The organism is Pseudomonas sp. RA_15y_Pfl2_54 (assembly GCF_963971015.1).
GTDB classification, from domain to species: Bacteria; Pseudomonadota; Gammaproteobacteria; order Pseudomonadales; family Pseudomonadaceae; genus Aquipseudomonas; species Aquipseudomonas baetica_A.
In genome coordinates, this window is record NZ_CAXAPN010000026.1 from 35785 (window position 1) to 60103 (window position 24319).

Annotated in this window: 29 protein-coding genes and 2 pseudogenes; 17 read left to right on the top strand and 14 right to left on the bottom strand. The window is 59.3% G+C overall.

The genetic code is table 11. From position 1 onward, the window contains the following. Positions 1-12: 12 nt before the first annotated feature. Together AACY50_RS18875 and AACY50_RS18880 are read right to left on the bottom strand one after the other, a co-directional pair. Complete coding sequence (locus tag AACY50_RS18875) at positions 13-570, bottom strand: YceI family protein (RefSeq protein WP_339464571.1); 558 nt, start codon at positions 568-570, stop codon at positions 13-15. 74 nt (positions 571-644) lie between these two features. Then, positions 645-2003 (bottom strand): MATE family efflux transporter, encoded by a 1359-nt coding sequence (locus tag AACY50_RS18880; RefSeq protein WP_339539001.1) that lies wholly within the window; start codon positions 2001-2003, stop codon positions 645-647. 196 nt (positions 2004-2199) lie between these two features. On the opposite strand from AACY50_RS18880, the gene AACY50_RS18885 reads away from it, so the two are divergent. From AACY50_RS18885 to AACY50_RS18895, 3 genes and pseudogenes are all read left to right on the top strand, one after another. Further along, on the top strand, positions 2200-2769 hold the full coding sequence (locus AACY50_RS18885) for a chorismate mutase (RefSeq protein WP_339433851.1): 570 nt from the start codon (positions 2200-2202) through the stop codon (positions 2767-2769). Positions 2770-2892: 123 nt separating this feature from the next. Then, a pseudogene (locus tag AACY50_RS18890) lies at positions 2893-3135 on the top strand (hypothetical protein); the annotation flags it as partial. A gap of 160 nt (positions 3136-3295) precedes the next feature. Then, positions 3296-4972 carry a sensor domain-containing diguanylate cyclase gene (locus AACY50_RS18895; RefSeq protein WP_339539002.1) on the top strand — a complete coding sequence of 559 codons (1677 nt, stop codon included), beginning with the start codon at positions 3296-3298 and terminating at the stop codon, positions 4970-4972. 13 nt (positions 4973-4985) lie between these two features. On the opposite strand, the gene AACY50_RS18900 is transcribed toward AACY50_RS18895, so the two are convergent. Then, the gene (locus AACY50_RS18900; RefSeq protein WP_339434110.1) at positions 4986-5387 is read right to left on the bottom strand and encodes a c-type cytochrome; all 402 of its coding nucleotides are present in this window, start codon (positions 5385-5387) and stop codon (positions 4986-4988) included. A gap of 55 nt (positions 5388-5442) precedes the next feature. After that, positions 5443-6774 (bottom strand): aminotransferase-like domain-containing protein, encoded by a 1332-nt coding sequence (locus AACY50_RS18905; RefSeq protein ID WP_339539004.1) that lies wholly within the window; start codon positions 6772-6774, stop codon positions 5443-5445. 91 nt (positions 6775-6865) lie between these two features. Here AACY50_RS18905 and AACY50_RS18910 point away from each other — a divergent pair, with 91 nt between their 5' ends. Next, positions 6866-7759: a DMT family transporter gene (locus AACY50_RS18910; RefSeq protein WP_339434108.1), complete on the top strand. Its 894-nt coding sequence runs from the start codon at positions 6866-6868 to the stop codon at positions 7757-7759. A 3-nt stretch (positions 7760-7762) separates the two neighbouring features. Here AACY50_RS18910 and AACY50_RS18915 read toward each other — a convergent pair whose 3' ends face one another. Continuing rightward, on the bottom strand, positions 7763-8578 hold the full coding sequence (locus tag AACY50_RS18915) for an AraC family transcriptional regulator (protein ID WP_339434107.1): 816 nt from the start codon (positions 8576-8578) through the stop codon (positions 7763-7765). A 133-nt stretch (positions 8579-8711) separates the two neighbouring features. Between AACY50_RS18915 and AACY50_RS18920 the strand changes: the two genes are divergently transcribed. Then, positions 8712-9224: a carboxymuconolactone decarboxylase family protein gene (locus tag AACY50_RS18920; RefSeq protein ID WP_339434106.1), complete on the top strand. Its 513-nt coding sequence runs from the start codon at positions 8712-8714 to the stop codon at positions 9222-9224. 53 nt (positions 9225-9277) lie between these two features. On the opposite strand, the gene AACY50_RS18925 is transcribed toward AACY50_RS18920, so the two are convergent. Beyond that, complete coding sequence (locus tag AACY50_RS18925) at positions 9278-10723, bottom strand: SulP family inorganic anion transporter (protein WP_339434105.1); 1446 nt, start codon at positions 10721-10723, stop codon at positions 9278-9280. 173 nt (positions 10724-10896) lie between these two features. Here AACY50_RS18925 and AACY50_RS18930 point away from each other — a divergent pair, with 173 nt between their 5' ends. Next, positions 10897-11214: a DUF7693 family protein gene (locus AACY50_RS18930; protein ID WP_339434104.1), complete on the top strand. Its 318-nt coding sequence runs from the start codon at positions 10897-10899 to the stop codon at positions 11212-11214. Positions 11215-11267: 53 nt separating this feature from the next. Next, positions 11268-11813, top strand: a complete 546-nt coding sequence (locus AACY50_RS18935) for a hypothetical protein (protein ID WP_339539005.1) — start codon at positions 11268-11270, stop codon at positions 11811-11813. 41 nt (positions 11814-11854) lie between these two features. On the opposite strand, the gene AACY50_RS18940 is transcribed toward AACY50_RS18935, so the two are convergent. Continuing rightward, on the bottom strand, positions 11855-12490 hold the full coding sequence (locus AACY50_RS18940; RefSeq protein ID WP_339434102.1) for a hypothetical protein: 636 nt from the start codon (positions 12488-12490) through the stop codon (positions 11855-11857). A 227-nt stretch (positions 12491-12717) separates the two neighbouring features. On the opposite strand from AACY50_RS18940, the gene AACY50_RS18945 reads away from it, so the two are divergent. Then, positions 12718-12981 (top strand): hypothetical protein, encoded by a 264-nt coding sequence (locus AACY50_RS18945; protein ID WP_339464582.1) that lies wholly within the window; start codon positions 12718-12720, stop codon positions 12979-12981. On the opposite strand, the gene AACY50_RS18950 is transcribed toward AACY50_RS18945, so the two are convergent. From AACY50_RS18950 to AACY50_RS18975, 6 genes and pseudogenes are all read right to left on the bottom strand, one after another. Continuing rightward, positions 12953-13486 (bottom strand): cysteine hydrolase family protein, encoded by a 534-nt coding sequence (locus tag AACY50_RS18950; RefSeq protein ID WP_339464576.1) that lies wholly within the window; start codon positions 13484-13486, stop codon positions 12953-12955. The two genes, AACY50_RS18945 and AACY50_RS18950, sit on opposite strands and share 29 nt — an antisense overlap. 67 nt (positions 13487-13553) lie before the next feature. Continuing rightward, positions 13554-15281, bottom strand: coding sequence for a gamma-glutamyltransferase (ggt, locus tag AACY50_RS18955; RefSeq protein WP_339539006.1), 1728 nt, complete (start codon positions 15279-15281; stop codon positions 13554-13556). A 197-nt stretch (positions 15282-15478) separates the two neighbouring features. Beyond that, positions 15479-16069: an NUDIX domain-containing protein gene (locus AACY50_RS18960; protein WP_339434098.1), complete on the bottom strand. Its 591-nt coding sequence runs from the start codon at positions 16067-16069 to the stop codon at positions 15479-15481. A gap of 115 nt (positions 16070-16184) precedes the next feature. Further along, positions 16185-17186 (bottom strand): annotated as a pseudogene (locus tag AACY50_RS18965) (chitinase); the annotation flags it as partial. Positions 17187-17229: 43 nt separating this feature from the next. Continuing rightward, complete coding sequence (locus AACY50_RS18970; RefSeq protein ID WP_339434096.1) at positions 17230-17865, bottom strand: lytic polysaccharide monooxygenase auxiliary activity family 9 protein; 636 nt, start codon at positions 17863-17865, stop codon at positions 17230-17232. Positions 17866-18087: 222 nt separating this feature from the next. Then, positions 18088-18525 carry a hemerythrin domain-containing protein gene (locus AACY50_RS18975; RefSeq protein WP_339434095.1) on the bottom strand — a complete coding sequence of 146 codons (438 nt, stop codon included), beginning with the start codon at positions 18523-18525 and terminating at the stop codon, positions 18088-18090. Between the two features lie 150 nt (positions 18526-18675). Between AACY50_RS18975 and AACY50_RS18980 the strand changes: the two genes are divergently transcribed. Next, on the top strand, positions 18676-19101 hold the full coding sequence (locus AACY50_RS18980) for a GNAT family N-acetyltransferase (protein ID WP_339434094.1): 426 nt from the start codon (positions 18676-18678) through the stop codon (positions 19099-19101). A gap of 85 nt (positions 19102-19186) precedes the next feature. Here AACY50_RS18980 and AACY50_RS18985 read toward each other — a convergent pair whose 3' ends face one another. Beyond that, a complete protein-coding gene (locus tag AACY50_RS18985) occupies positions 19187-19537 on the bottom strand; it encodes a hypothetical protein (RefSeq protein ID WP_339434093.1) in 351 nt (116 codons plus the stop codon). 135 nt (positions 19538-19672) lie between these two features. Here AACY50_RS18985 and AACY50_RS18990 point away from each other — a divergent pair, with 135 nt between their 5' ends. The 8 genes from AACY50_RS18990 (at position 19673) to AACY50_RS19025 (ending at position 24310) form a co-directional block, all read left to right on the top strand. Further along, complete coding sequence (locus AACY50_RS18990) at positions 19673-20002, top strand: DUF6388 family protein (RefSeq protein ID WP_221730362.1); 330 nt, start codon at positions 19673-19675, stop codon at positions 20000-20002. Positions 20003-20027: 25 nt separating this feature from the next. Then, positions 20028-20732, top strand: coding sequence for a YoaK family protein (locus AACY50_RS18995; protein ID WP_339434092.1), 705 nt, complete (start codon positions 20028-20030; stop codon positions 20730-20732). Between the two features lie 111 nt (positions 20733-20843). Then, on the top strand, positions 20844-21236 hold the full coding sequence (tusD, locus tag AACY50_RS19000; protein ID WP_339539008.1) for a sulfurtransferase complex subunit TusD: 393 nt from the start codon (positions 20844-20846) through the stop codon (positions 21234-21236). 1 nt (position 21237) lies between these two features. Next, positions 21238-21594, top strand: coding sequence for a sulfurtransferase complex subunit TusC (gene tusC / locus AACY50_RS19005; protein WP_339434090.1), 357 nt, complete (start codon positions 21238-21240; stop codon positions 21592-21594). Continuing rightward, positions 21594-21887, top strand: a complete 294-nt coding sequence (gene tusB / locus AACY50_RS19010) for a sulfurtransferase complex subunit TusB (protein ID WP_339434089.1) — start codon at positions 21594-21596, stop codon at positions 21885-21887. The genes tusC and tusB overlap by 1 nt, the downstream gene beginning before the upstream one ends. After that, complete coding sequence (locus AACY50_RS19015; protein WP_339434088.1) at positions 21884-22219, top strand: TusE/DsrC/DsvC family sulfur relay protein; 336 nt, start codon at positions 21884-21886, stop codon at positions 22217-22219. Before tusB ends, AACY50_RS19015 begins: the two co-directional genes overlap by 4 nt. Further along, entirely contained in the window at positions 22216-23217 is a 1002-nt protein-coding gene (locus AACY50_RS19020; protein WP_339434087.1) for a glycosyl transferase family protein, read from the top strand. Before AACY50_RS19015 ends, AACY50_RS19020 begins: the two co-directional genes overlap by 4 nt. 91 nt (positions 23218-23308) lie before the next feature. Beyond that, positions 23309-24310: a glutathione S-transferase family protein gene (locus AACY50_RS19025; protein WP_339434086.1), complete on the top strand. Its 1002-nt coding sequence runs from the start codon at positions 23309-23311 to the stop codon at positions 24308-24310. Positions 24311-24319: the final 9 nt, after the last annotated feature.

The window sequence follows — 24319 nt, forward strand, 5'->3', positions numbered from 1 at the left end:
CATGCCTGCACCTCAGCGCTGTGGTGCCACGATCTTGAACTTGATAGCGATGTCCCTGGACACAAAGGTGTCCGCCCACTCCCCCGCGCCGAGGCCGAACTCATCACGTTTGAGCAGCAATGCACCGTCGAAAATGCCGATATTGCTGCCTGATTTCAATTGCACCGGCACCTGCACTTCGCGGGTGATGCCCTTGAGGGTGAGTTTGCCGTCGATCAGGTAGTGATTGTCGGAAACCTGGCTGACGCGACCCGATTCGAACACCGCCACGGGGAATTTCCCGGTGTCGAACCATGCCGATTTGACTAGCTCGGTATTGGCATCTTCGCTGCCGGCATCAATGCTCTTCAGGTAGATGCGCAAGAAGGTGTGAGCGCTGGCGAGGTTGTCGGTATCGAAGTCCAGCGTCGCGTCGAACTGGCCGAAGGTCCCGTACATCGGCGAGCCCATCTGGCTGTAGGTGAAGCTGATCTGACTGGCATGCGTGTTGACCCGGGTGTACTCGACAGCGCGCGCGGCGGGTACAGCGCAGAGGGACAACACAGCGGCCAACAGCAATCGGATCGACATGGGGTTCTCCGGGCAGCGCTTGCCGTCGAGGGACTCGGTTGACTTAAGCAAACAACGGGCGGTTATGCCAACCACTAGACCAGGCGTTCAATCTTCTGATGCCGCCAGACCAGTTTGTAATACACCGTCTGCAACACCAGCATGCCCAGATACGCCACCGGAAACGCCATCCACACACCCTGCAAGCCAAAGTGCCCGTCCAGCCAATACGCCGCCGGTAATTGCACTCCCACGACACAGATAATCGCAATGACCACCGGCACCAACACCGTGCCACTGGCGCGCATGATCCCGCCGATGATTGCCTGGAAACCGAACACCAACAGGCTCCACAACATGATGTGCAACAGGTGTTCAGCCATTGCTCGGGTCGAGTCGTCGGTGAGGAATAACCCGAGCAACCAGTGCGACAGCACATAGCCCAGCACAATCAGGCCACCGGTCAGGCACACATTGATCAACAGCCCCGTGCGCAGGATCGGCCCCATGCGCTCCAGCCGCCCGGCCCCGATGGCCTGTGCGCCCAGGATCGAAGCGGTGATCGCAATCGACAACGCCGGGAACTGCACATAGTTGACGATCTGCGTCACCGCGCCATACGCCGCCGTCGCTTGCGAGCCGTGCTGGTTGACCAGCGCCAGAATCACCAGTTCCGACAACGACAGCACGATCATCTGCACGCCGGTCGGCAGGCCGATGCGCAGGACCTTGCCAAGAATCACCCCGTCCAGGCGCAGCGCTTTAAAGAACTCGCGATCGGGCGCCAATGGATGACCCTTGCGGATCAGCCGCCATGCAAGCCACGCCATCGCCGACAGGTTGCCGGCGAGCCCCGCAAACGCTGCACTCTGGATGCCCAGTTGCGGCAAGCCGAACCAGCCACGAATCAACGCCGGTGTCAGCGCAAGCCCCACACAGGTCGACACCATCAGTGCCAGCAGTGGCGAAACCGTGTCGCTCACCCCGCGCAACAACTGCGTGAACAGCACAAAGGCCAGCAGCGACGGCAAAATCCACATCATCACATGGGCATACGCCACCGCATCGTCCAGCACGTCGGCGGGCGTGCCCAACCCCGTCAACGCCTGCCGCGCAAACACACTGCCCAACACCGCTGCCACCAGACCAATCAACACCCCAAGCAACAGCGTTGCCCCGGCAATCGCCTTGACCATGTGCGATTCGCGCGCCCCCCACGCCTGACCGATCAACACCCCCGCGCCCGCACCCAGGCCAATCACCAGGGCGATAAAAAAGAACACCACGGGAAACATGCCCGACACCGCCGCCAGCGCCTGGGTGCCCAGCATCTGACCGATGTAGATGCTGTTGATCGTGCCCGACATCGATTGCAGGAAGTTGGACAGCACCATCGGCGCAAGGAACAGCAGGTAGGTTTGCCAGAGGGGTTTGGTGGCGGTGGGGGTTTGCATTAAATGAGGTCCATCTCGACGGCGGGAAGGCTGATTGAGGATAGCTTCGGTGAGTTGGGTGCGGGGTGCAATTAACATTTCAGTCAGTGTTGATTCTTGCGCACCTTGTCTGTGTAACGGGCATGGGTCTGTTATGTGTCGGTTCGCAGTTGTGGTAAACAACAACCCGTTAATGTCATCCATTGAGGTTCTGTTAATGCCCCCCTTTCGAAAGCTGCTGATCAGCACTGGCCTAGCCTTACTCGCTGGCACTTCTCACGCTGCTACATCGACGCCAGCTCCTGAGTCCTTGCAACCGTTGCTGCTGACACTGAACGAACGCCTGAATATCGGCGATCTCGTCGCTTTGACCAAGTGGGACAGCGGCAAACCGATTCAGGACAGCCCACGGGAAGCGCAGGTCATCGCCAATGCCCGCACGCTGGCCAGCGAGCGCAAGCTCGATCCGGAAGATGTCTCGCAGTTGATTGCCGCGCAAATGGAAGCCAACAAACTGGTGCAATACGGTTTGCTGGCCCAATGGCAAGCGGCCGGTGCCGCGCCGAACACGCCGCGCCCGGATCTGGGCAAGCAGATTCGCCCGCGTCTGGATGAACTGCAAACCCGTCTGCTGCAGCAATATGCCGACTTTGCGCCTTATCGTCATGATTCCAGTTGCCCGGCCTGGCTCGCCAAGGCGCGCAGCGGTCTGACCCATGACGCGTTGCATGCGTTGGCGCTGACCCGCGCAACCGGGGAGTTGTGTATTCGGGCAATAGCCCCGTAGGACGGGGTTCGGGCAGACATCGCTGGCATCGATAGTCACCATCACGTCAATGAAGTTCTCATAAAAAATCCGCGGCGTAACATCGGCTCCAGACAAACCCAATACACCTCGGAGCACACGATCATGAAACGCCAAACCCTTCTCAGCCTCGCTTTCTCGGTTTTCGCAGTTAACGCTTTTGCCGCCACTCCCGTTCACACCCTGGTCGCTGAAGGCGGCTCGGATCGGTTGATTGAAAGTCGTGTCGCTGAAGGGGGTTCGGATCGTCTGATCGAACGCCGTGTTGCCGAGGGTGGCTCGGATCGTCTGATCGAACGCCGTGTTGCCGAGGGTGGCTCGGATCGTCTGATCGAACGCCGCGTTGCATGAATCACTGGCGCCACCACTGTCCCATCGAAGAGCCCGGCCTGATCAGCCGGGCTTTTTTGCGTCCACTGTTTCGGCACGTTTCATCAACCACATCGCTGGCAGCCCATCGACGATGTCGCATACCATGGCGCCACTCACACAAAGACAGACATCGCTCATGCTCAAAGCCAGTCTGCGTAGCCACCTCACCCTTTGGTTTACCGGTGTGTCCCTGCTGACGTTGTTGAGTGTCGGCTTTTATGTCGGGCACATCGCCACCGAACAGATGAAACAGGCCAGCGGTAATGCGCTGCTCAATACTGCGCGGTCGGCGGCCACGTCGCTCGGCGAACAACTGCGCGAGCGCCAGCTTGAGGTTTATATGCTCAGCCGGGCGCCTCATCTGGAGCGTGGCGATCTCGATAACCCGGCGATTCTGAAGTCGATGCAGTTGCGCACTCAGGCGCGTACCGAGTACGCGTGGATGGGTGTAACCGACGCCGAGGGTCGCGTACATCAAGCCGTGAATGGGCTGTTGGTCGGTCAATCGGTGCAGCAACGACCGTGGTTTCAGGCCGGGTTACGTGGCCAATACACCGGTGATCCCCATGAAGCCGTGCTGCTGGCCAAGTTACTCCCGGGCATGCCAAACGGCGAACCGCTGCGTTTTATCGATTTTGCCGCCCCCATCCACAACGCCGAAGGTCAGGTGATTGGCGTGCTCGGCGCCCACGCTCACTGGAGCTGGATCACGCGTATCGTCGAATCGGCGGCGTTTTCGCACAAGAACGCTTCGCCGGACATTGAGGCGCTGATCATCGATAACGATGGGAAGGTCTTGTATCCCGAAGCCCTGATGGGCCAGCAACTGGCAACGAACGATTCGAAGTCGAGCGGATGGTCCGTCGGTAACGGTTATCTGACCAGCATGGTCACCGTGCCCACGCCATCAACCACGAAACTGTCGTGGTCGATTGCCTTACGTCAGCCACTGGAAACCGCACTACAACCGGCACACCTGCTGCTCTATAAGCTGTTGATTCTTGGGGTTTTCGCAGCCGTGATATTTGGTGTGGTGGCGTATTACCTGGCGCTGTATCTGAGCCGTCCGATCGAGCAACTCGCGCGCTCGGCCAAACAGGTACAGGACAACCAGCCCGGCGCGCACTTCCCTCTTCAACATCCGGTTCGGGAAATTGCCCAGCTCGGCCAGTCAATCGAGGCGATGACCCATTCGCTGCTCGGCAAAGAGCGCGAACTGCAGCAAGCCAACGCCACGCTCGAAGCCACCGTGGCACAACGCACCGCCGACCTCATGCAGGCCAACGCCGAGTTGCTGAACCTCGCGACTCACGACGCCCTGACCGGCGTCTTCAACCGTCGCCGTTTCGACGAAAAACTCACCGAATACAGCCTGCTGTTCCGGCGCACGGGGCGGCCGTTCGCGTTACTGCTGATCGACGCCGACCACTTCAAACGCATCAATGACACCCACGGTCATGCGGTCGGCGACGAAGTGCTGCAACAATTGGCGCAATTGATTCAGACCAGCCTGCGCACCACCGACTTCGTGGCACGTTACGGCGGTGAGGAGTTCGCCGTACTGCTGCCGGAAATCAGCATGCCCGACACGCCTGAGAGGGTCGCCGAGAAGATCCGCGCTGCAGTGGCCGAGGCTGATTTCGCCACCGCCGGGCAGGTGACGGTCAGCGTCGGTGTCGGGTTGGCTGACCCGGCGGACAACAGCCCCGGCAATCTGATCAAGCGCGCGGATCAGCAGTTGTATCAGGCCAAAGCGGCGGGTCGTAATCAAGTGGCCAGCCACGGTTACAGTGCAACGCCGACACAACCGTAGGCGTTGCCTGGTTTCACTGGGCAGCGCCTACCGGGGAAAACACCTGCAGATACGCCAGCAGATTTTCAAGTTTTTCCTCGTCGCTCAGCCCCCAGAAAATCATCCGCGTGCCCGGCACCACGCCCTTGGGATCTTTCAGGTAAGCCTTCAGTGTTTCGTGATCCCAGGTCACCCCTGAGTTCTTCATTGCTTCGGAATACACGTAATTCGCCGACGTCCCGGCCGGTCGACCGATGATGCCGTTGAGCTGTGGGCCAAATCCCGGGCGAGCGGATTCGCCGACCTGATGGCAGCCGCCACACAGGCGCGGGAAGATTTTTGCGCCGGCTTCAGGGTCGCCTGCGGCGTGGGCAGTGATGCTGAGCAAGCCAGCCGTGAGGATCAGAACTGAAGACAGTGACGCGCGGTTTTTCATTTAGGGTTCCGGGTCGGCATAAAAGACGGGCGGCGCAAGGGTAGCACTTTGGTTTTCACAGGTAAGCGCCAACGACCTTTCTGACAGTGATCAAGGCCTGGCGCAACACCGCCATGTCCACCGAGCCCAATGCCAGGCGAATCGCGTGTGGCGCATGGGGCGACACGGAAAACGGCTCGGCGGTGGTGACCGAAATCTGTTCGTGCATCAATTCGACGACCATTTGATCGGCGCGCACGTCTTCCGGCAGCGGTAGCCACAGGAAGTACGAGGACGGATGGCCGATGCAGGTCAGCCCTTTGAGCCACTCGGCGGCCAATGCCTGGCGCGCCTTGGCGTCTTGGCGTTTTTGTTCTTCAAGCCGTGTGACGGTGCCGTCGTCGAGCCAGCCGCAGGCCAGCGCCGTCATCACGCCCGGCGTGTTCCAGGTGGTAGCGCGAATGATGCGCTCCAGTGCCGGCACCCTGGGCGCAGGCGCCGCGATAAAACCGACGCGCAGGCCCGTGGCAATATTCTTGGAAAGTCCCGTCACGTACACCGTGCGCTCAGGCGCCAGGTCGACCAACGCACGCGGTGGGTTTTCCACCAGAAACGCGTAGGCCGCATCTTCAATGATTGTCAGATCATGCCGCCGGGCAATCGCGACCAGTTGCTCACGCTGCTCAAGAGGCGTCACCCACCCTAACGGATTGTGCAGGGTCGGCATGCTGTAGACGGCGCACACCGAACGGCTGCGACAGAGCGTTTCCAGCGCCTGAAGATCCGGCCCCTGATCGCCGAGCGGGATCGCCACCACTTCCAGATGCAGGGCCTCGGCCAACACCTTGAACCCGGAATAGGTCAGCGCATCCGCCGCGATCACGTCGCCCGGTTTGAGCAGCGCCATCAACGTCACCGCCAGTCCTTGCTGGGCACCGTTAACGATCAGCACTTGCTCGGTGTCGACCTGTACGCCACGGGTTTGCAAGTGTCGAGCGACAGAGGCGCGTTCGTGTTGACGACCCGTGTGGGGTTGGTAGCGCAGCAGCGCTTCGAGATCACCGGACAATGCCAATTGCCGCAGCGCAGTGCGCAACAGGTCAGCCTGACCGGGCAGCGACGGGTAATTGAAATTGAGGTCGATCATGCCGACCGCTACGTCCTTTTGATCAATGCCCAGCCCCGCCGATAACGACGTTTCACGCACAAACGTCCCTCGTCCGGTCTCGCCGCTGACCAGGCCCATCGCCTCCAGTTCGGCGTACACCCGCGAGGCCGTGACCAACGCCAACCCCTCTTTGGCGGCCAGTTCTCGATGAGTGGGCAATCGCGTACCGGGCGCCAAACGGCCCGCGCGAATATCAGCGGCGTAGAGGTCAACAAGGGTCTTGTAGCGCGAGCGTGGCATGTCGGAATGTATCCATGACAATTCTTTGATTGTGCTGATTTTCGGCCCCAGCATGGCGGCAATGCAACCCCACCTTTGAGCGTGCCTTAACATGGAACGGATTTCGAACCTGACTCACCCGGCCGTGGAAAAAACCAGCGGCTGGATCAACGGCTTTATCGGCGTGGTGATCTTCAGCGGATCGCTGCCGGCCACGCGGGTGGCGGTGCTGGAGTTCGATCCGGTGTTTCTCACCGTGGTGCGCGCCGCCATCGCCGGGTTGTTGGCGGTGACATGGCTGTGGTTGTTTCGAGCGCGGCGACCGGCACGGACTCAGTGGCGGTCGTTGCTGATTGTGGCCATGGGTGTGGTGCTTGGGTTTCCACTGTTGACCGCACTCGCGTTGCAACACGTCACGTCGGCGCATTCGATTGTTTTTGTAGGATTGCTGCCACTGTCTACTGCGATGTTCGCCGTGCTGCGCGGCGGTGAGCGGCCTCGACCGGTGTTCTGGGGCTTTTCGCTTCTGGGCAGTGCCTTGGTGGTGGGCTTCGCGCTATCCCAGGGTATCAGCGCCTCGCCCACCGGTGACTTGCTGATGCTCGCGGCGATTCTGGCGTGCGGCCTGGGTTATGCCGAAGGCGCAAAACTGTCGCGAAGCCTCGGCGGCTGGCAGGTGATCTGCTGGGCATTGGTGTTGTCGTTACCCGTGATGGCACTGTTGAGTCTGTGGCTGGCGCCCGCCTCGCTCAATCACATCAGCCTGTCGGCGTGGCTGTGCCTGGCCTACGTGTCGCTGTTCAGCATGTTGATCGGGTTTGTGTTCTGGTATCGCGCACTGGCGCAGGGCGGGATCGCGGCAGTGGGGCAGTTGCAGTTGTTGCAACCGTTTTTCGGTTTGGCGCTGGCCGCGACGTTGCTGCATGAACAAGTCAGCATCGGCATGCTCGCGGTGACGCTGGGCGTGATTGTGTGTGTGGCCGGGGCGAAGAAATTCGCCCAATAATGCTCAAGTGCCGGCCTTCCACTCCCGAGGGCTTGATCCGGTCTTGCGTCGAAACGCCCGGGCCAGCGCCGAAGGACTTTCGTAACCGACCTCTTCGGCGATCAGTGCAATCGGTTTGCCCTCGCGCAGGCGTTTCTGCGCGAGGCTGACCCGCCAACTCAGCAGGTAATCGGCCGGAGTCTGCCCGACGACGCGGCGAAACTGCTCGGCAAATCCGGCGCGGGACAGATTGGCAGCAGTCGCCAGGTCAGCCACGCTCCAAGGTTTTGCCGGTTGTTCGTGTATCAGGTTCAAGGCGCGAGACAAACGCGGATCGGCCAGCCCGGCCATCATCCCCGGTTGTTGGTCACGATTGCTGATGAGGTGGCGCAACAGCAGAATCACCAGCAATTCGAACAGCCGATCCATCACGGCGACGCGCCCGCAATGCCCTTCGAAAGCTTCCTTGAATAGCCACTCCAGGGTATTGCCCAGCTCGGGGATCTCGGTGAGTTTGAGCACCAGATAATCCGGCAGCGCGGCCGCCAGAGCGTTTCCGGAGCCGCCGTCAAAGGTCAGTGTCGCGCAGACCACTCTCGTGTCCATGGACTCGTCGGCAAACATTCGGTGGGCAAAGGGTCTGGGAAAAAAAACCAGCGACGGTTCATCGAGTCGTATCTCACGCTCATTGCCCGGTTTGAGCAACAACTCCCCCGCCTGCAGCAGATGCACATGCCCGTTTGGCTCGCCGTCGTGAACGCTGATGCCGCAAAAGTTGCCGCTGTGAAACGTGCCGGCATGGACAGCGAAATGACTGAGTAACGTGGAAAGGCGATCCATGGGCGACTCCTCAACGGCATATCTGGACGAACTGTCGCATATCCTCGACGATTTGCAGCCAATACGCCAGTCACCCTCATTAACATCCTCTCCATCGCCGGTGCACTTCGCACCGGACTTTCGGAGAATCACCATGAGCCGCATCCACGCTATCAGCCTCGACACCGCCACCGACGCCACCCGCCCGGTACTCGAAGGCGTAAAAAAGAAAATCGGCTTCCTGCCCAACGTGTTCACCACACTGGCCAAGGCCCCGGTGGCGCTTGAGACCTACCTGCAAGCTTCCGCGATACTCGGTAAAACCTCGCTGAGCGCCAAGGAGAAAGAAGCGGTTTACCTCGCCACTTCGCAGGTCAACGGTTGCGATTATTGCCTGGCGGCGCACACCCTGTTTGCCAGCAAGGCCGGACTATCGGCGCAGGACATCGGCGCAGCGCGTCAGGGCGAACTCAATGCCTACGCCGCCCTCGCCCATCAACTCACCGAAAGCCGAGGTCAGTTGAGCGATGAGCAGATTGCCGCCGCCCGCGCTGCCGGGATCGATGACACGAAAATAATTGAGGTGATTGCGCTGGTGGCGGTACAGACACTGACCAACTACCTGAACAATGCAGCGTTGACCGATATCGATTTCCCGGCAATCTGAAACCTGGATACACAAAACCCTGTGGGAGCCAGGTTGCTGGCTCCCACTGTTGATCAGTGGTGCTCCACTCCGGCACGTTTGAGCAGTTTCTTGCAGCGTTCCGACAGATGAAACACCTGCAAATGCTTGCCGGCCTTTTCGTAACGCTCACGCAGGGTTTTCAGCGCGGCAATCGCCGAGTAATCGACAAAGCTCAAATGCCGGCAATCCAGCGTCACTTTTTGCGGATCGTTGGCCGGGTCGAACTGGTTGAGGAACGGCGTCGCCGAGGCGAAAAACAGCGTGCCGTGCAAGCGATAGAGTTTGCTGCCGTCGGCTTCCATGTGCTGATCGGCGTACAACTCGCGAGCCTGCTGCCAGGCAAAATTCAACGCGGCGATGATGATCCCGCACAGCACCGCCGTGGCCAGATCGGTGAACACGGTGATGATGGTCACAGCGATGATCACCAGCACATCGTTGAGCGGCACTTTGTTCGCCACCCGCAACGAGGCCCACGCGAAGGTCTGCTGCGAGACCACGAACATCACGCCGACCAGCGCCGCCAACGGAATACGTTCGATCAGCGGCGACAGAAACAGAATGAACAACAGGATCAGCACGCCCGCCACCACGCCGGATAAACGCCCGCGCCCGCCAGAGCTCAAGTTGATCACGGTCTGGCCGATCATCGCGCAGCCGCCCATGCCACCAAAGGCACCGGAAACCATGTTCGCCGCACCCAGCGCCACGCATTCGCGATCCGGGTAGCCACGGGTTTCGGTGATTTCGTCAGTGAGGTTGAGGGTCAGCAGGGTTTCCAGCAGGCCGACCAGCGCCATCAGGATCGCGTAGGGGGCGATGATGCGCAGGGTTTCAAAGTTCCACGGGATGTCCGGCAACGCGAAGGTCGGCAGGCCACCAGCGATATGCGCCATGTCACCGAGGGTGCGGGTCGGCAGGCCGAGCAGATACACCAGCAGGCCAACACCGAGGATCGCCACCAGTGCCGGCGGCACCGCACGGGTCAGGCGCGGCAAGATGTAGACGATGGCCATGGTCAACAGCACAAGCCCGGTCATCAGGTACAGCGGCGTGCCGCTGAGCCAGTCTTCACCGCTCTTGAAATGCTCCAGTTGCGCCAGCGCAATGATGATCGCCAGGCCGTTGACGAAGCCGAGCATCACCGGGTGCGGCACCATTCGCACCAGTTTACCCAGGCGCAACAGCCCGAACGCCATCATGATCAAACCGCCCAGCAACACCGTTGCCAGCAGATATTGCACGCCTTGCTGCACCACCAGCGCAACGATTACCACCGCCATCGAACCTGCCGCACCGGAGACCATCCCAGGCCTGCCACCGAACAACGCGGTCAGCGTACAAATGATGAAGGCGCCGTACAGGCCCATCAGCGGATTGAGGTGGGCCACCAGCGCAAATGCAATGCATTCGGGCAACAGGGCGAACGAGGTAGTGAGTCCGGCCAGGACATCGGCGCGCAGACGTATCGGTTTCATGGCTTACCTGATTGAGCGGCCGACAAACACGGCCGCTTTTATTGGGTGAAAAGAGTGTTGCGCAAAAGAGGGTTGCGAATGTTACGGAATTGTCCGCGATGGGGCCAGTGATCGCTGACACTTGTGGACCCGCGCTTTATGCTGGCGCTCTTGTGCACTGATCGAGTTCGAACATGGCTGTATTTCTGACCGCCCGCGAGGTTTGCCAACGATTGCGTGAGGCTGCGCTGGGCGTACTCGCGCTCAAGGTGTGCGAAACATCCACCGGATCAGGATGGGTAGTGGTCGACATCGAAGGCTGGCACCTGCTGCTGGATTTTGCAGGACAACAGTTGCATCACTGTGAATACGCCCGCAATCCCGATGGCCAGGAAGGCACGCTTGAGACGTGGCAGCGCTATGGCACTGATCCGGTGAGTTTGCTCAGTACCTGGGAATTGGCGCAGGTTGAAGCCTTGTTGATGGGGCCGGCGAACACGGTTGCTCAATGATGGCACTATGCCCATAATTCGCCCCCCCTTATATTCCCACGCAAGGAACTGCCGTGAAGAAGTCGCTATTGTTGATCCCGATGTTGGCGCTGTTGCTGCAAGGGTGTGGCATGACCATGACCCGCTATGAACCGAGCTACGAAAACGTCCAGAAGCTCAAACAAACCCCGCCGCTGCATGCGATCAGCAATCCTCAGGTCACCGCGCAATCCGGTGAAGGCTCGCTGTTTGTGCGCGCCAATCCTGTCCGTTCACCGTCCGGCAGCATCCCGGCGCACATCCAGGACGCCATCACCGAAGAACTGCGCAAGGCCGGTCTGCTGGATCCGCAAGCGCAGCGTCAGTTGAAAGTGCTGGTGGTGAAGAACGAACTCAGCGCCGGCATGGGCACGGGTAACGGCAAACTGGCTGCGCGTTTCACCCTGCTCAACGGCAACGATGTGGTGTACGACGCGACCAAGAATGTCAGCAGCCAATGGAGCAGCAGTTTCTTCGGGTTTATTGCGATCCCGAACGCGGTCAACGCTTACAACCCGATGCTGCGTGACCTGCTGAAGGAACTGTACAGCGATCCGCAGTTCGTTCAGGCATTGAAGTAACAGACAAAAAAAGAGCCGCAATCGCGGCTCTTTTTTTGGCTTCAGGCCCGTGGGATTTGGGCTCCAAGTGATGAGTATTTCAGGCTGTTGCGCTCGACCATTTGCTTGAGCAGTGCGTTGACCTGGCGAGTGAAGGTGTCACTCATTGCCTCTTTAGGCGTGTTGGCCATCAGCGGGATGAACCAGATACCGAACCAGGTGCCAATTGCATCGTGATTGCTCGCGGTCGTCGTCGCCTGACCTTGATCATCGAGGGTTTCCAGGCTCATGGTGTACTGATCGGTGCCATAAGCCGGGATCACCATCATGCTGAAACCGCTGATGAACGCCAGCACCATTTGCCCACCATTAGGCGGATGGTTGTACACCTTCAAACGCAGGTTGTAGTCGCCCGGCTGCTTCTGAAATTCGTCCAGAGTGACACGGCCGAACAGGCCGGAGTCGGAGAGGATTTTCTGCAGTTGTGGCTTGAGTTGATCGCGCGCCTGCGGCACTTCAGTGGCAGAGGCACTTTTCGGCTCGCCCTGATAGAAATCGAAATCAACATAAACATTTGGCTTATTGGCGTAATTGGCCATCGACGGCAGTGTCACCGGCGCCACTTCATCTTGGGTGAAACTGGCGCAACCGCCCAGCGTGATGACCAGGCCCAGCGCCAGGACTTTCCCGAATTGCATAATGTCTGTCCCTCTGTAAACAATGCCGAATGATGGCAATACGCCTCCACCTCGGAAGCCGGGCGGATTCTAGAGCGCGCGACCGTTTGGGGAAAGACTGAATGGGAAAAACTGGCAAAAAATTTGTCTTCACTGATGCCAAACGAGCTGACTGATTCCAGACCAAGGAAAACCTTTACTGCAAAGTGCTGCCGGGTTTTGTCGAACCGCTGCGGGAAGCCTCGGCGGTGCTGCGCGAAAGCGATGATCCGCTGATCGGCTTGCGCGCCTATGTGGCGGCGCGAATTCGGATCGCTCGCGAGCATCCGTGCATCGCCGAAGTGTCCAGCGCTGAACGGCTGTTCGGCAGTCAGCAGTCGCCGGCTGAATGCCGTGATTGCTGCACGCCGAATCGCAGTGCAATGTTGAATGACCCACCGTTTTCGCGAGCAAGCCCGCTCCCACATGGACGACTCGGTGTGGCTAGAACACGATATCGACGGCAGGTTTGACGTCGACCCGCGCCACCGAACCGGTCAGGTGCGCGAGGTCTTTGTTATGTTCGGCAATGATGTCTTCAGCCTTCATGTTGCCGTTATCAAGGGTGGAATGAGCGTCCGAGGCCAGCACCACGTCGTAACCCAACTGATGGGCCTGGCGCACGGTAGCGTTGACGCAGTAGTCGGTTTGCAGGCCGCAGATCACCAGGCTTTCAAAGTCTTCGATCGGCAGCAGCTTGCTCAGATCGGTCTGATAGAAAGAGTCCGGTGTGGTTTTGCGTACTCGCAGATCGTTCGCCGAGGTCTCAAGCCCTTCGGCGAGTTGCCAGCCATCGGCGCCATGGGCCAGGGGGCTGTCGTTTTCCTCATGTTGAATGAACACCACCGGAACCCCTGACTGACGCGCGCGGGCGCTGAGGTCGTTGATGGTGTCGATCACGCGGAGGACGTCGTAGCACTGGTATTGGCCCGAGCACAGGGCACGCTGGACGTCGATGATCAGTAATGCGGTTGTCATGATGAGCCTTCCTTGATCAATCCTTGAGGCGGGGACGGACGCGAGCCCGCCCCCTTTTTTACGCCTTTCAGTAACCCAGCGACAACCCGGTATTGCGACGTGGGTCGTTGGCGCCGTAGAAACGGTTTTTCCCTACCGGCTGACCGCCCAGTGACGGCGCACCCACCAGGATCGCGGCAATGTGGTTGGCATCCTGCGGCCCGGCAAACTTGTGGCCCCAGCTCTCGAGGATTTTCTTCGTGTCCGGGCTGGCGGCGAAGTCTTCGAGGTTGGTTTCTTCCGGCATCCATTGCTGGTGAAAGCGCGGCGCATCGACCGCTTCCTGCAAGCCCATGCCGTAGTCGATGACGTTGAGCATGGTCAGCAAGGTGGCCGTGATGATGCGGCTGCCGCCCGGCGTGCCGACCACCATCACCACTTTGCCGTCCTTGGTGACGATGGTCGGGCTCATCGACGACAGCGGTGCCTTGCCCGGCGCAATGGCGTTGGCTTCTCCCTGTACCAGACCGTACATATTCGGCACGCCGACCTTGGAGGTGAAGTCGTCCATTTCGTCGTTGAGGATCACCCCGGTCTTGCTCGCCATCACGCCCGCGCCAAACCAGTCATTGAGAGTGTAAGTGACCGACACCGCATTGCCCCACTTGTCGACGATCGAATAGTGCGTGGTGTTGCTACCTTCATGGGGCGCCACGCCGGGTTTCAACTCAGCCGACACGCCGGCCTTCTGCGGCTGGATCGCATTGCGCAGTTGGGTCGCATAGTTTTTGTCCAACAGGTGCCCGATCGGATTCTTCACAAAATCCGGATCGCCGAGGTAGCTGTTGCGATCCACGTAAGCGTGACGCATCGCTTCGATCTGGTAGTGCATGCCTTGGGCCGAATGGAAGCCCAGATCCTTCATCGGATAGCCTTCAAGAATGTTCATGATCTCGCAGATCACCACACCGCCGGAGCTCGGTGGTGGTGCCGAAACCACGTGATAGCCTCGGTAATCGCACTCAATGGGCGCCAGCTCGCGCGTCTTGTATTTATCGAGGTCGGCCTGAGTGATGATGCCTTTGTTGGCCTGACTGGACGTGACGATGGCGTCGGCCACCCAGCCTTTATAGAAACCGTCGGCGCCTTTTTCGGAAATGGTGCGCAGGGTCTTGCCGAGGTCCTTCTGCACCAGTTTTTGCCCGACCTGCATCGGCTCGCCGTTGCTGAGGAAAATCGAGCCGGAATCACGCATGTCCTTTTTGAACACGTCGGTGGCGTATTCGAGCAGCTCGACGTCACCCTGCTCCAGCTCGAATCCGTCCTCGGCCAATTTAATCGCCGGGGCGATCATCTCCGTGCGTGGTTTGGTCCCGTACTTGCTCAGCGCCAATTCCATACCGGACACAGTGCCGGGCACGCCGACCGCCAGGTGCCCACGGGTACTCAGGTCGGGGATGACGTTACCTTCCTTGTCGAGGTACATGTTGGCGGTCGCGGCCAGTGGGGCTTTTTCGCGGAAATCGAGGAAGGTCTTGCGCCCGTCCGCCAATTGAATGGTCATGAAGCCGCCACCACCAAGATTGCCCGCAGCGGGATAAACCACCGCCAGCGCATAACCCACCGCCACCGCCGCATCCACCGCGTTACCGCCACTTTTCAATACATCGACGCCCACATGAGTGGCCAGGTGTTGCGCGGTCACCACCATGCCGTTTTCGGCGGCAACCGGCGCCACCGACGCGGCGTGAGCCATCACGCAACTGAGTGCCAGTGAGGTCGCAATCAGCGATTTGGTCAACGGTTCGTACTTCATGAGTCGATCTCTTTTTTGTTTTAGGGGCTGTGCAAAACAGAGGGGAACGCTTCAAACGCATCAAGCAGTATGGCCGGGTTTGCGCATTGCGCCTGCCCGCTCTCGGGCACAGCGCTGGCAAAAAATTCCAAGTCACTTTGCAGCCCACCCTCGCCAATACGGGGTCGCTCTGAAGCAACAGCAGGTTCGATCCGGGTTCAGGCAGCGAACAGGTTTTTCATCGCCGCATATTGCAATAGCATGATGGTCTTGGCATCGCAGATCTCGCCGCGATAAAACGCTGCCATCGCATCATCAAAAGACCACTCCAGCACGTCCAGTTCTTCCGTCTCTTCTTCCAGGCCCCCACCTTCGCTGACCTTCGATGCTGCATCGTATTCGGCAATGAAGAAGTGCAGTTTCTCGGTCACCGAGCCAGGACTCATGTACGCCTCGAACACCTTCTTCACTTCACTGACGCGATAGCCGGTTTCTTCCTCGGCCTCGGCACGAATCCGTTGTTCAGGGGCCTCACCTTCAAGTAACCCCGCCGCCACTTCGATCAACAAACCGTCATGGCCGTTGACAAACACCGGCAAGCGGAACTGACGGGTCAATACCACCGAACGCTTCTCGCGATTGAACAGCAGAATCGCTGCGCCATTGCCACGGTCATACACCTCGCGAGTCTGGCGCTGCCACTCCCCGTTATTTCGGTGATAGTCGAAGGTGATTTTCTTCAATAGATACCAGTCGTGGGACAACACCTGAGTGTCGATGATATTGACCCGCTCGGCGGTGGTAGACATGGCGCCTGATCCCTTTTTTCATCGGTAGGCAGCCATGGTCGAATAATCTCTGCAACAAAAAAAGCCCGGCAGCGCTACCGGGCTCACTCAGTTGCAACTAACTCGCGAGGGTACCGTGAATCAGCGGCCCATAACGCCGGCTGAACTCCCAGTTGTACGGCACGCGGTCCTTGCTCACACCGTTGTCCCAGTTAACCGACCAAGTCATGAGGCCCTTGATCGGATGCCCCTTGATGGCCAGCCGTTTGAGCACGTTGCCCACCACGGTTTTGTCGATCACATAACCGGTGGCCGCCGCATCGACGTTGGCCGGCAGACCGATGACGAATTTGTCCGCCGCGATCTTCGTGAATCCCCGAGTCCCCGTCACCAGACTTTCGGTCAGGTAATACAGGAAGTCCTCCTTGAGCGCGTCGTTGTTCTGCGCGATCCACGCACCGGCACCGTTGTTGGCCTCAGGCACCCAGACCCCGTCGCCACCCTGGTTGTAGAACTGCGGGGCGATGAAGTCGTAGTAGCCTTCCAGCGCTTGCAGGTAGCCGACGTATTTGCCGGTGCTGGTGAGATACGGGAACTCCGGGGCCATGCTGATGATGAAGTGCTTGCCTTGGCCGGCGTAGTGATCCTTGACCAGTTTCAGCGCTGCCGGCAGCACCGTCTTGTTGGCAGCGAAATCAATCGCGCTCTGTTCAAGATCGATGTCCAGCCCATCAAAACCGTAGGTTTCCACCAGACGGATGATTTCATTGGCCAGCGGTTGCTCCTGACCGCTGCGCAACTCGATGTGCGCATCGGCGCCACCCAGGGAAATCAGGACGGCCCGCCCTTGACTGTTGAGCACGCCGACCTGGCGGCGGAACTCGGCATCGGAAACGTTGAATGGCTTGAAGGTCGGGATACCGTTGCCCCTCATGAAGGCCACGGCGACCACGTTGTATTCCTTGGGTACATCCTCCAGCGCGATGCTGGCGAATCGGCCCTGACGATACCCGTCGCTCGGCCCCGCCGGCCAGTTGTGCCAGAAGCCCATGAGGATTTTTTTACCGGCAATGCTCGGCATCAGCGCAGCAGCATCGCTCGCCGCGTTTTGCACCAGAGAAAAATCAATTTTTGACATGTTCTAATCCTTCAGAACGTGTGGGTTTGGCGACGTTGCGCCGTTATTTGAAGTCGACGTCGAAGGCCTGATAGAAAGCGTTGCCGGTGTTGGCGACGATCCACATCAGTACGATGACGTGATGCCCCTTCTTGTTCGTCGGAAGCTTTACCTCGTGGTTAACCTTGGCCTTCATCTCGGCCGAATGGCTGTAATACGGCACCTGAGTGTAGAAGTCTTCGAAGAACGGTTGCGCTTCCAGTTGGGCGCGGGTAATGCGTTGGTTCGAGTCCCAGCCATCCTTGGTGATCAGCCAGCGATAACCACGCGTAGTGTGCGGCGCGGTGTATTCCCACTTGATTTCCAGGGTCTGCCCCGGTGTGACATTGAGCAGCGGCCAGGCGAACGGACGACCGAGCTTTTTGCTCATTTCGTCGTTGGTGAAGTTCACGCAGTCGCGGGGATCGGTCTTGCCGCCGCTGAGAATGTAGCCGTCAGCAGGTGGCGCGACACTGTCAGAGTCGGTTTCGTAGGGCGCCGGAAACGGCCCGGCAGCCAGTGCCGGGAAGTTCTTGCCACCTTCCATTTCATTGACCTGCCAGGCACCGAGCAGTCCTTGCTCGATAGCGACCGCACCCCGGCTCGCCGGGGAAGTGACGCGACCGTGTCGCAGTTGGGTTTGTACTTGTGGTTGATTCATGTTTTTCACTCCGTTGATTTAAGAACTCTCCTTTGCGAGGAGAGGCCTTCAAGCTAACGGAGACGGATTTTTTGTCCATCGGCGGTTTTGTCGCAGTCAGACCGGGCATCATCGGTAAAGTGACCGAAACACTGGATATAAACACAGTGCATTGTGGCGACTCGTACTCGACACATAGCCAAAGGCGTACGCGTCGAGGTTACAAAATCGTGCATCTGCGACTCAAGGCAGTTGAGCCTGGAACTCCTTTTCGTACTGCCCGGCGAGCTGCTCTTTCTGTTTCTCGTCGAGCAACTTTCCGGCCATCTGGAAGAACTTCTGCTCCTCTTCCTCAAGGTGGTGGTGGACCTTGTCCGAGAGCTTTTTAGCCGTCGCCAGCCATGCCGGACTGGACATCTCGGTCTCGTCCAGTTCTTCCATCATTTCGTCCATTTCATGGTGCTCGGAAATGGCATGACGGCTGAGATCGACACCGTTGTCGAACTCCATCAGCGGGATGTAGAAGTGTCGCTCTTCAGCCGTTTCATGAGCTTGCAGTTCGGCTTTGAGCTGTTTGTAGGCCTCGACCCGCTCGGGGCTGTCGCCACTGGTCTTGACCAAGGCTTTGGCGTAGCTGCGCTGGCGGTCGTGGCTCTCGCGAAGGGCTTCGAAAATGTTCATGGGGTGTCCTCATCAACCGCGTGCTGGAATGACGCTGTAAATGGCTAGACCCCGGCGCGGGAGCGGTGGTTCCAGCGGTTTTAAACTGACGCTTGGAACACGACCACCAGGCAGGATAGTCTGGCGCCTTACTCCACAAGGAAGTCATGCATGAACTTGCGCATCGAGTTGTCAGAGAACCCGAACGAAGAACAACGCAACGCCATCCTGGCGCCGCTGCGTGCCCACAACGTCGCCAAAGCAGGCCCCTCGACACTGGAGCCCATTGCACTTTTGGTCCGTGACGAGCATGACGCGATCCTTGGCGGCCTGTATGGCCACACGTTCTATCGGTGGATGTTCATTGAACTGTTGGCGGTGCCGGAAGAGGGCCGCGGTCAGGGCATCGGCTCAAAATTGATGCAGATGGCCGAAGAGCTTGCGCGCAAGAAAGACTGCGTGGGGATCTGGCTGGACACCTTCTCGTTTCAGGCGCCTGAGTTTTACAAGAAAGTGGGCTATAGCGAGTGTGGCGAGATTACGGATTATCCGCTGGGGCACAAGCGGCACTTTTTCCAGAAGCGCCTTGTAGATTGAATTCAGTAGCGCTTTTGTAAGCAAGCCGCCCCACATTGAAAGGCATTTCAAAGGTGGGGCGGGCTTGCGACGCTTCAACCCACGATCAGAGACAAGTCGCCAACGCCGCCAAACGCCGCTTGGCGACAAAATCGTCCTTCTGCGCGTAATAATTCAGCGTCGTGCCCGATGGCCCCGTCAGCACATCGACAAACGACTCAGCCGAACGGGTATAAACCGTCGTGCCACCCTGCTGGCGCGATTCCAGATACGCGGCGGCATCCACGCCGAAAACCGCTTCATCCTGCCAGCCGAATTGCACGCACTGAGCCACTACTTTCTCCGCCTTGTCCGAAGTCAAAACCTTGTAAGGGGTTTTGGTGCGAGCATCGTTCATCGCGGAGCCCGCGCAACCGGCCAGCAGCGTCGCCGCCAGCGCTACCATCAGAATTCGCATTGCGTTCGCTCATTCAGAAAAAAGCGGACTGTATCATCGCAGCAGCAGAAATCGTTCTGCTTTACTGCATTTATAGCGCGACATGCGCTGTCAGCTACGGCAACCTAAGGTCATCAGCCTCACAAAGGAAAACACATGGCGCCTACCGACCAGCGACATGAACATGCCCTGAAACTATTTCTCGACGCGCGGCCTGATTTGCGCGAAACCCTCGACCACCTCAATCCATTGCTGGCCCAGGCCAAAGGCGAAACCCAAGCGCAGTTTCGCGAAGAACGTCTGCACGAAGCCTATGAAGAGGAGGCAGAAAGCCTTGGCTTGTTCGCTTGGGAACTGACCTTGAAACTGACCGCCGATTCGCCTGAGGAGTATCAGGCGCAGCGTCTGGAAGTGCATCGTGAAGTCGCGGAGATGGCCGGCATGGAATGGCTGGAATACTGCGATCTGTATGGCATAGAACCCTAACCGCCGCTCAAGGACACTTTCGCCGATGCTGCCATCCGCCTCGACTCACCGCGCCAGCCCCGGCCATCTGCACAAGCAAAAATGGCGCGGGCGTGTGGGCCTGGCGCTGGTTGCCAGCCTGTCGGTACTGGCCGGGATGACCGACGCTATCGGCTTCATGGCCAGCGGCGACTTCGTTTCGTTCATGAGCGGCAACACCACCCGACTGGCGGTGGCGATCAGTGATGGCGATATCGGGCTGACCGTGCGCCTGGTGATTCTTGTCGTGACGTTCATTGTCGGTAACGCCTTGGGCGTACTCGTCGCGCGTCTCGGCGGGCGCCGGGCGCTGCCGCTGCTGCTCTGCATCGCCACCCTGCTCTGCGCGTCGGCGGCCTGGCCGTTTGACACGCAACTGCCGGCGCTGCTCGCAGCGATCATTGCGATGGGCATGCTCAACGCGTCCGTCGAAGAAGTGAACGGCCTACCGGTTGGGCTCACCTATGTCACCGGCGCGTTATCGCGGTTTGGACGCGGTCTGGGCCGATGGTTGCTCGGCGAGCGGCGCAGTGGCTGGCGCGTGCAACTCGTGCCGTGGAGCGGGATGTTTGTCGGCGCAATTGTGGGCGCGGTGCTGGAACATCATTTAGGACTCAAGGCAATGTTCGTCAGCGGTGTGCTGGCCGCGATGATCGGGCTGCTCTCTCTGAAAATCCCCAGGCGCTGGCAATTGGGTTACATGCCGCGCTGACGACTCAGCGTTTTTTGCCTGACACTTCGCTATCGCCAGCAGGCAACATCGATTTAGCCGCCTCGCCGATAAAGCTTTATCATGGCCGCAGTTTTGCTGATCGAGTCCGTCATGAAGTTCGCCATTGCGCTGTTTTCCGCCGCCCATGCGCCCTCCTCGCGCCGTGCCCTGCTGTTTGCGCAGGCCGCACTGGCCGCCGGGCATGAGATTGTCCGGCTGTTTTTCTATCAGGACGGCGTCTACAACGCCTGCGACGCGCTGGTCACCCCGCAGGACGAACTGGACGTGCCCAAGCAGTGGCGCGCTTTCATCAGCGAGCAACAACTGGACGGCGTGGTGTGCATCGCCGCGGCCCTGCGCCGAGGGGTGCTGAACGACGACGAAGCCAAGCGCTATCAACGCGACGCCGTCTCCGTCAGTGCGCCGTGGGAACTGTCCGGCCTCGGCCAGTTGCATGACGCGGTGCAAGACGCTGACCGCCTGATCTGTTTCGGAGGTGCGTGAGATGGCCAAATCCTTGTTGATCGTCAGCCGCCAATCACCGTGGTCCGGCCCCGGCGCCCGCGAAGCGCTGGATATCGTGCTGGCGGGCGGTGCTTTCGATCTGCCGATCGGCCTGTTGTTTCTCGATGACGGCGTGCTGCAATTGGCCGCTGGACAAAACGCCAAGGCGCTGCAACAGAAAGACCTGAGCGCCAACCTGCAAGCGTTGCCGATGTTTGGCGTCGAAGAGCTGTTCTACTGCGCCGACAGCGCCAGTTCCCGTGGCCTCGCCGATCTATCGCTGGACGAAGCACAACCGCTCGCTGCCGAGCAAATCACCGCCCTTATTGACCGTTACGACCAGGTGATCACCCTCTGATGTCGACTTTGCATGTGTTGTCTCACTCACCATTCGGCGACGATCGCCTGACCAGTTGCCTGCGCGTGATCGGCAGCGCCGATGCATTGCTGTTGTCAGGGGACGCGGTGTACGCACTACAACCGAACACCGCGCCATTCACTGCACTGCAAAACCGTCAAATCAAGCTTTTCGTCTTGGCCGAAGACGCACAGGCCCGTGCTGTGCAGGTTCCGGACTGGGCGCAAGCGATCGATTATCCGGCCTTCGTCGAACTGTCGATCCAGCACGACAAGGTCAACAGTTGGCTATGAATTCCATGACCCTCGGCGATCGCGCCATCGATCTGGACAAAGACGGCTTTCTGGTTGATCTGAGCGATTGGTCTCACGATGTCGCCGCCGCCCTCGCCGCCGCCGAAGGCATCGAGTTGACGCCTGAACACTGGGAAATCCTCGAACTGCTGCGCAGCTTCTATGCCGAATTCCAGCTCTCGCCGGCCACTCGACCGCTGATCAAATACACCGCGTTAAAACTCGGACCGGACAAAGGCAACAGCCTGTACCTGAACCGATTGTTCAAAGGCACCCCCGCCAAACTCGCCGCGAAACTGGCGGGCCTGCCCAAACCGACGAATTGCTTATGACCGACTTTCCAGCGCTCACTCTCGAAACACCCGCCGAACATCCGTTCGCTCAATTTGTGCGAATTCTGGGCAAGGGTAAGCGCGGCGCCCGCGATCTGACCCGTGAGGAAGCCCGCGAAGCCATGGGCATGGTGCTCGACGACAAGGTCGAAGACACCCAGCTCGGCGCGTTTCTGATGTTGCTGCGGCACAAGGAAGAAAGCGCCGAAGAAATGGCCGGTTTCACCGAGGCCCTGCGTGAGCGATTGCAGGCGCCGGCGCTGAATGTCGACCTGGACTGGCCGACCTACGCGGGCAAGAAACGTCATCTGCCGTGGTATCTGCTGGCGGCCAAGTGCCTGGCGCAGAACGGCATACGCATCTTCATGCACGGCGGCGGCGCGCACACCGCCGGACGCCTGTACAGCGAGCAAGTGCTGGGCGAACTGAATATCCCGCTGTGCCGCAACTGGCAACAGGTCGCCGTCGCACTGGACAACGGCGGGCTGGCGTTCATGCCGCTGGTGGACTGGGCGGCGCCACTGCAACAGATGATCGACCTGCGCAACACGTTGGGGCTGCGCTCACCGATCCACTCGCTGGCGCGGATTCTCAATCCGCTGGGCGCACGTTGTGGGCTGCAAAGCATTTTCCACCCGGGCTATCAGGCGGTGCACCGCGATGCCAGTGGTTTACTCGGTGACACGGCGATTGTGGTCAAGGGTGATGGCGGCGAAATCGAGATCAACCCGGATGCCACCAGTCACCTGTACGGCACCACAGGCGGCGAGAGCTGGGACGAGGAATGGCCGCAAATGTCGGCGCAACGTCATGTCAAACCAGCCTCGCTGGACGTCGATCATTTGAAAGCCGTGTGGCGCGGCGACGTCGTCGACAGCTATCCGCAGATGGCGTTGATCTCGACCATGGCGCTCGCCCTGCGCGGTCTCGGCCAGAGCCGTGAGCAGGCGTTCGAAACCGCCGAGCAATACTGGACTGCGCGGGATAAATCGATTTAACCGATCATTTGCGCCTGATCTTTGCGCTTTTTGTTCGAACTCATGGGAATAGACTCGACGCCAACGATTATTGGTTTCAGGAGCCTTGGACATGGGTTTATTAGTGGATGGCCTTTGGCAGGACAAGTGGTACGAAAGCACCAAGGACGGCGCGTTCCAGCGCGAACAGGCGCAGCGCCGGCACTGGGTCACCCCTGACGGCAAGCCCGGCCCTAGCGGTGAAGGTGGTTTTGCCGCCGAAGCCGGGCGCTATCACCTCTACGTTTCCCTCGCCTGTCCATGGGCGCATCGCACGCTGATTCTGCGCAAACTCAAAGGCCTGGAAAGTCTGATCGACGTCTCGGTAGTCAGTTGGTTGATGCTGGAGAACGGCTGGACCTTCGACACGTCGCTAGGCTCGACCGGTGACAAGCTCGATCACTTCGATTTCATGCACCAGCGCTACACCGCTGACACCGCCGACTACACCGGTCGCGTCACGGTGCCGGTGTTGTGGGACAAGAAACTCAAGCGCATCGTCAGTAACGAGTCAGCGGAGATCATCCGCATGTTCAACAGCGCCTTCGATGGTTTGACCGCCAACGACCTGGACTTCTACCCAGCGCCACTGCGCGGTGAAATCGATGCGCTGAATGAACGGATCTATCCCGCCGTGAACAACGGCGTATATCGCGCCGGGTTTGCCACGTCGCAACAAGCTTATGAAGAAGCGTTCGATGAGGTGTTTGCAGAACTGGATCATCTGGAACGCGTGCTCGGTGCCAATCGCTATCTATCCGGCGAGTACCTGACGGAAGCAGATATCCGTTTGTTCACCACGTTGATTCGCTTTGATGCGGTCTATCACGGGCACTTCAAGTGCAACCTGCGGCGGATTGCCGACTACCCGAACCTGTCGAACTGGCTACGTGAGCTGTATCAGTGGCCGGGGATTGCCGAGACGGTGGATTTTCAGCACATCAAACATCACTACTACGGCAGTCACAAGACCATCAATCCGACGGGGGTTGTGCCGAAGGGGCCAGAGCAGGACTTCACTGAGGCCCATGATCGGGCGCGGTTGGGCGGGAAAGGGGTGTGGCAGAGGGGTTAGTTGATTCGG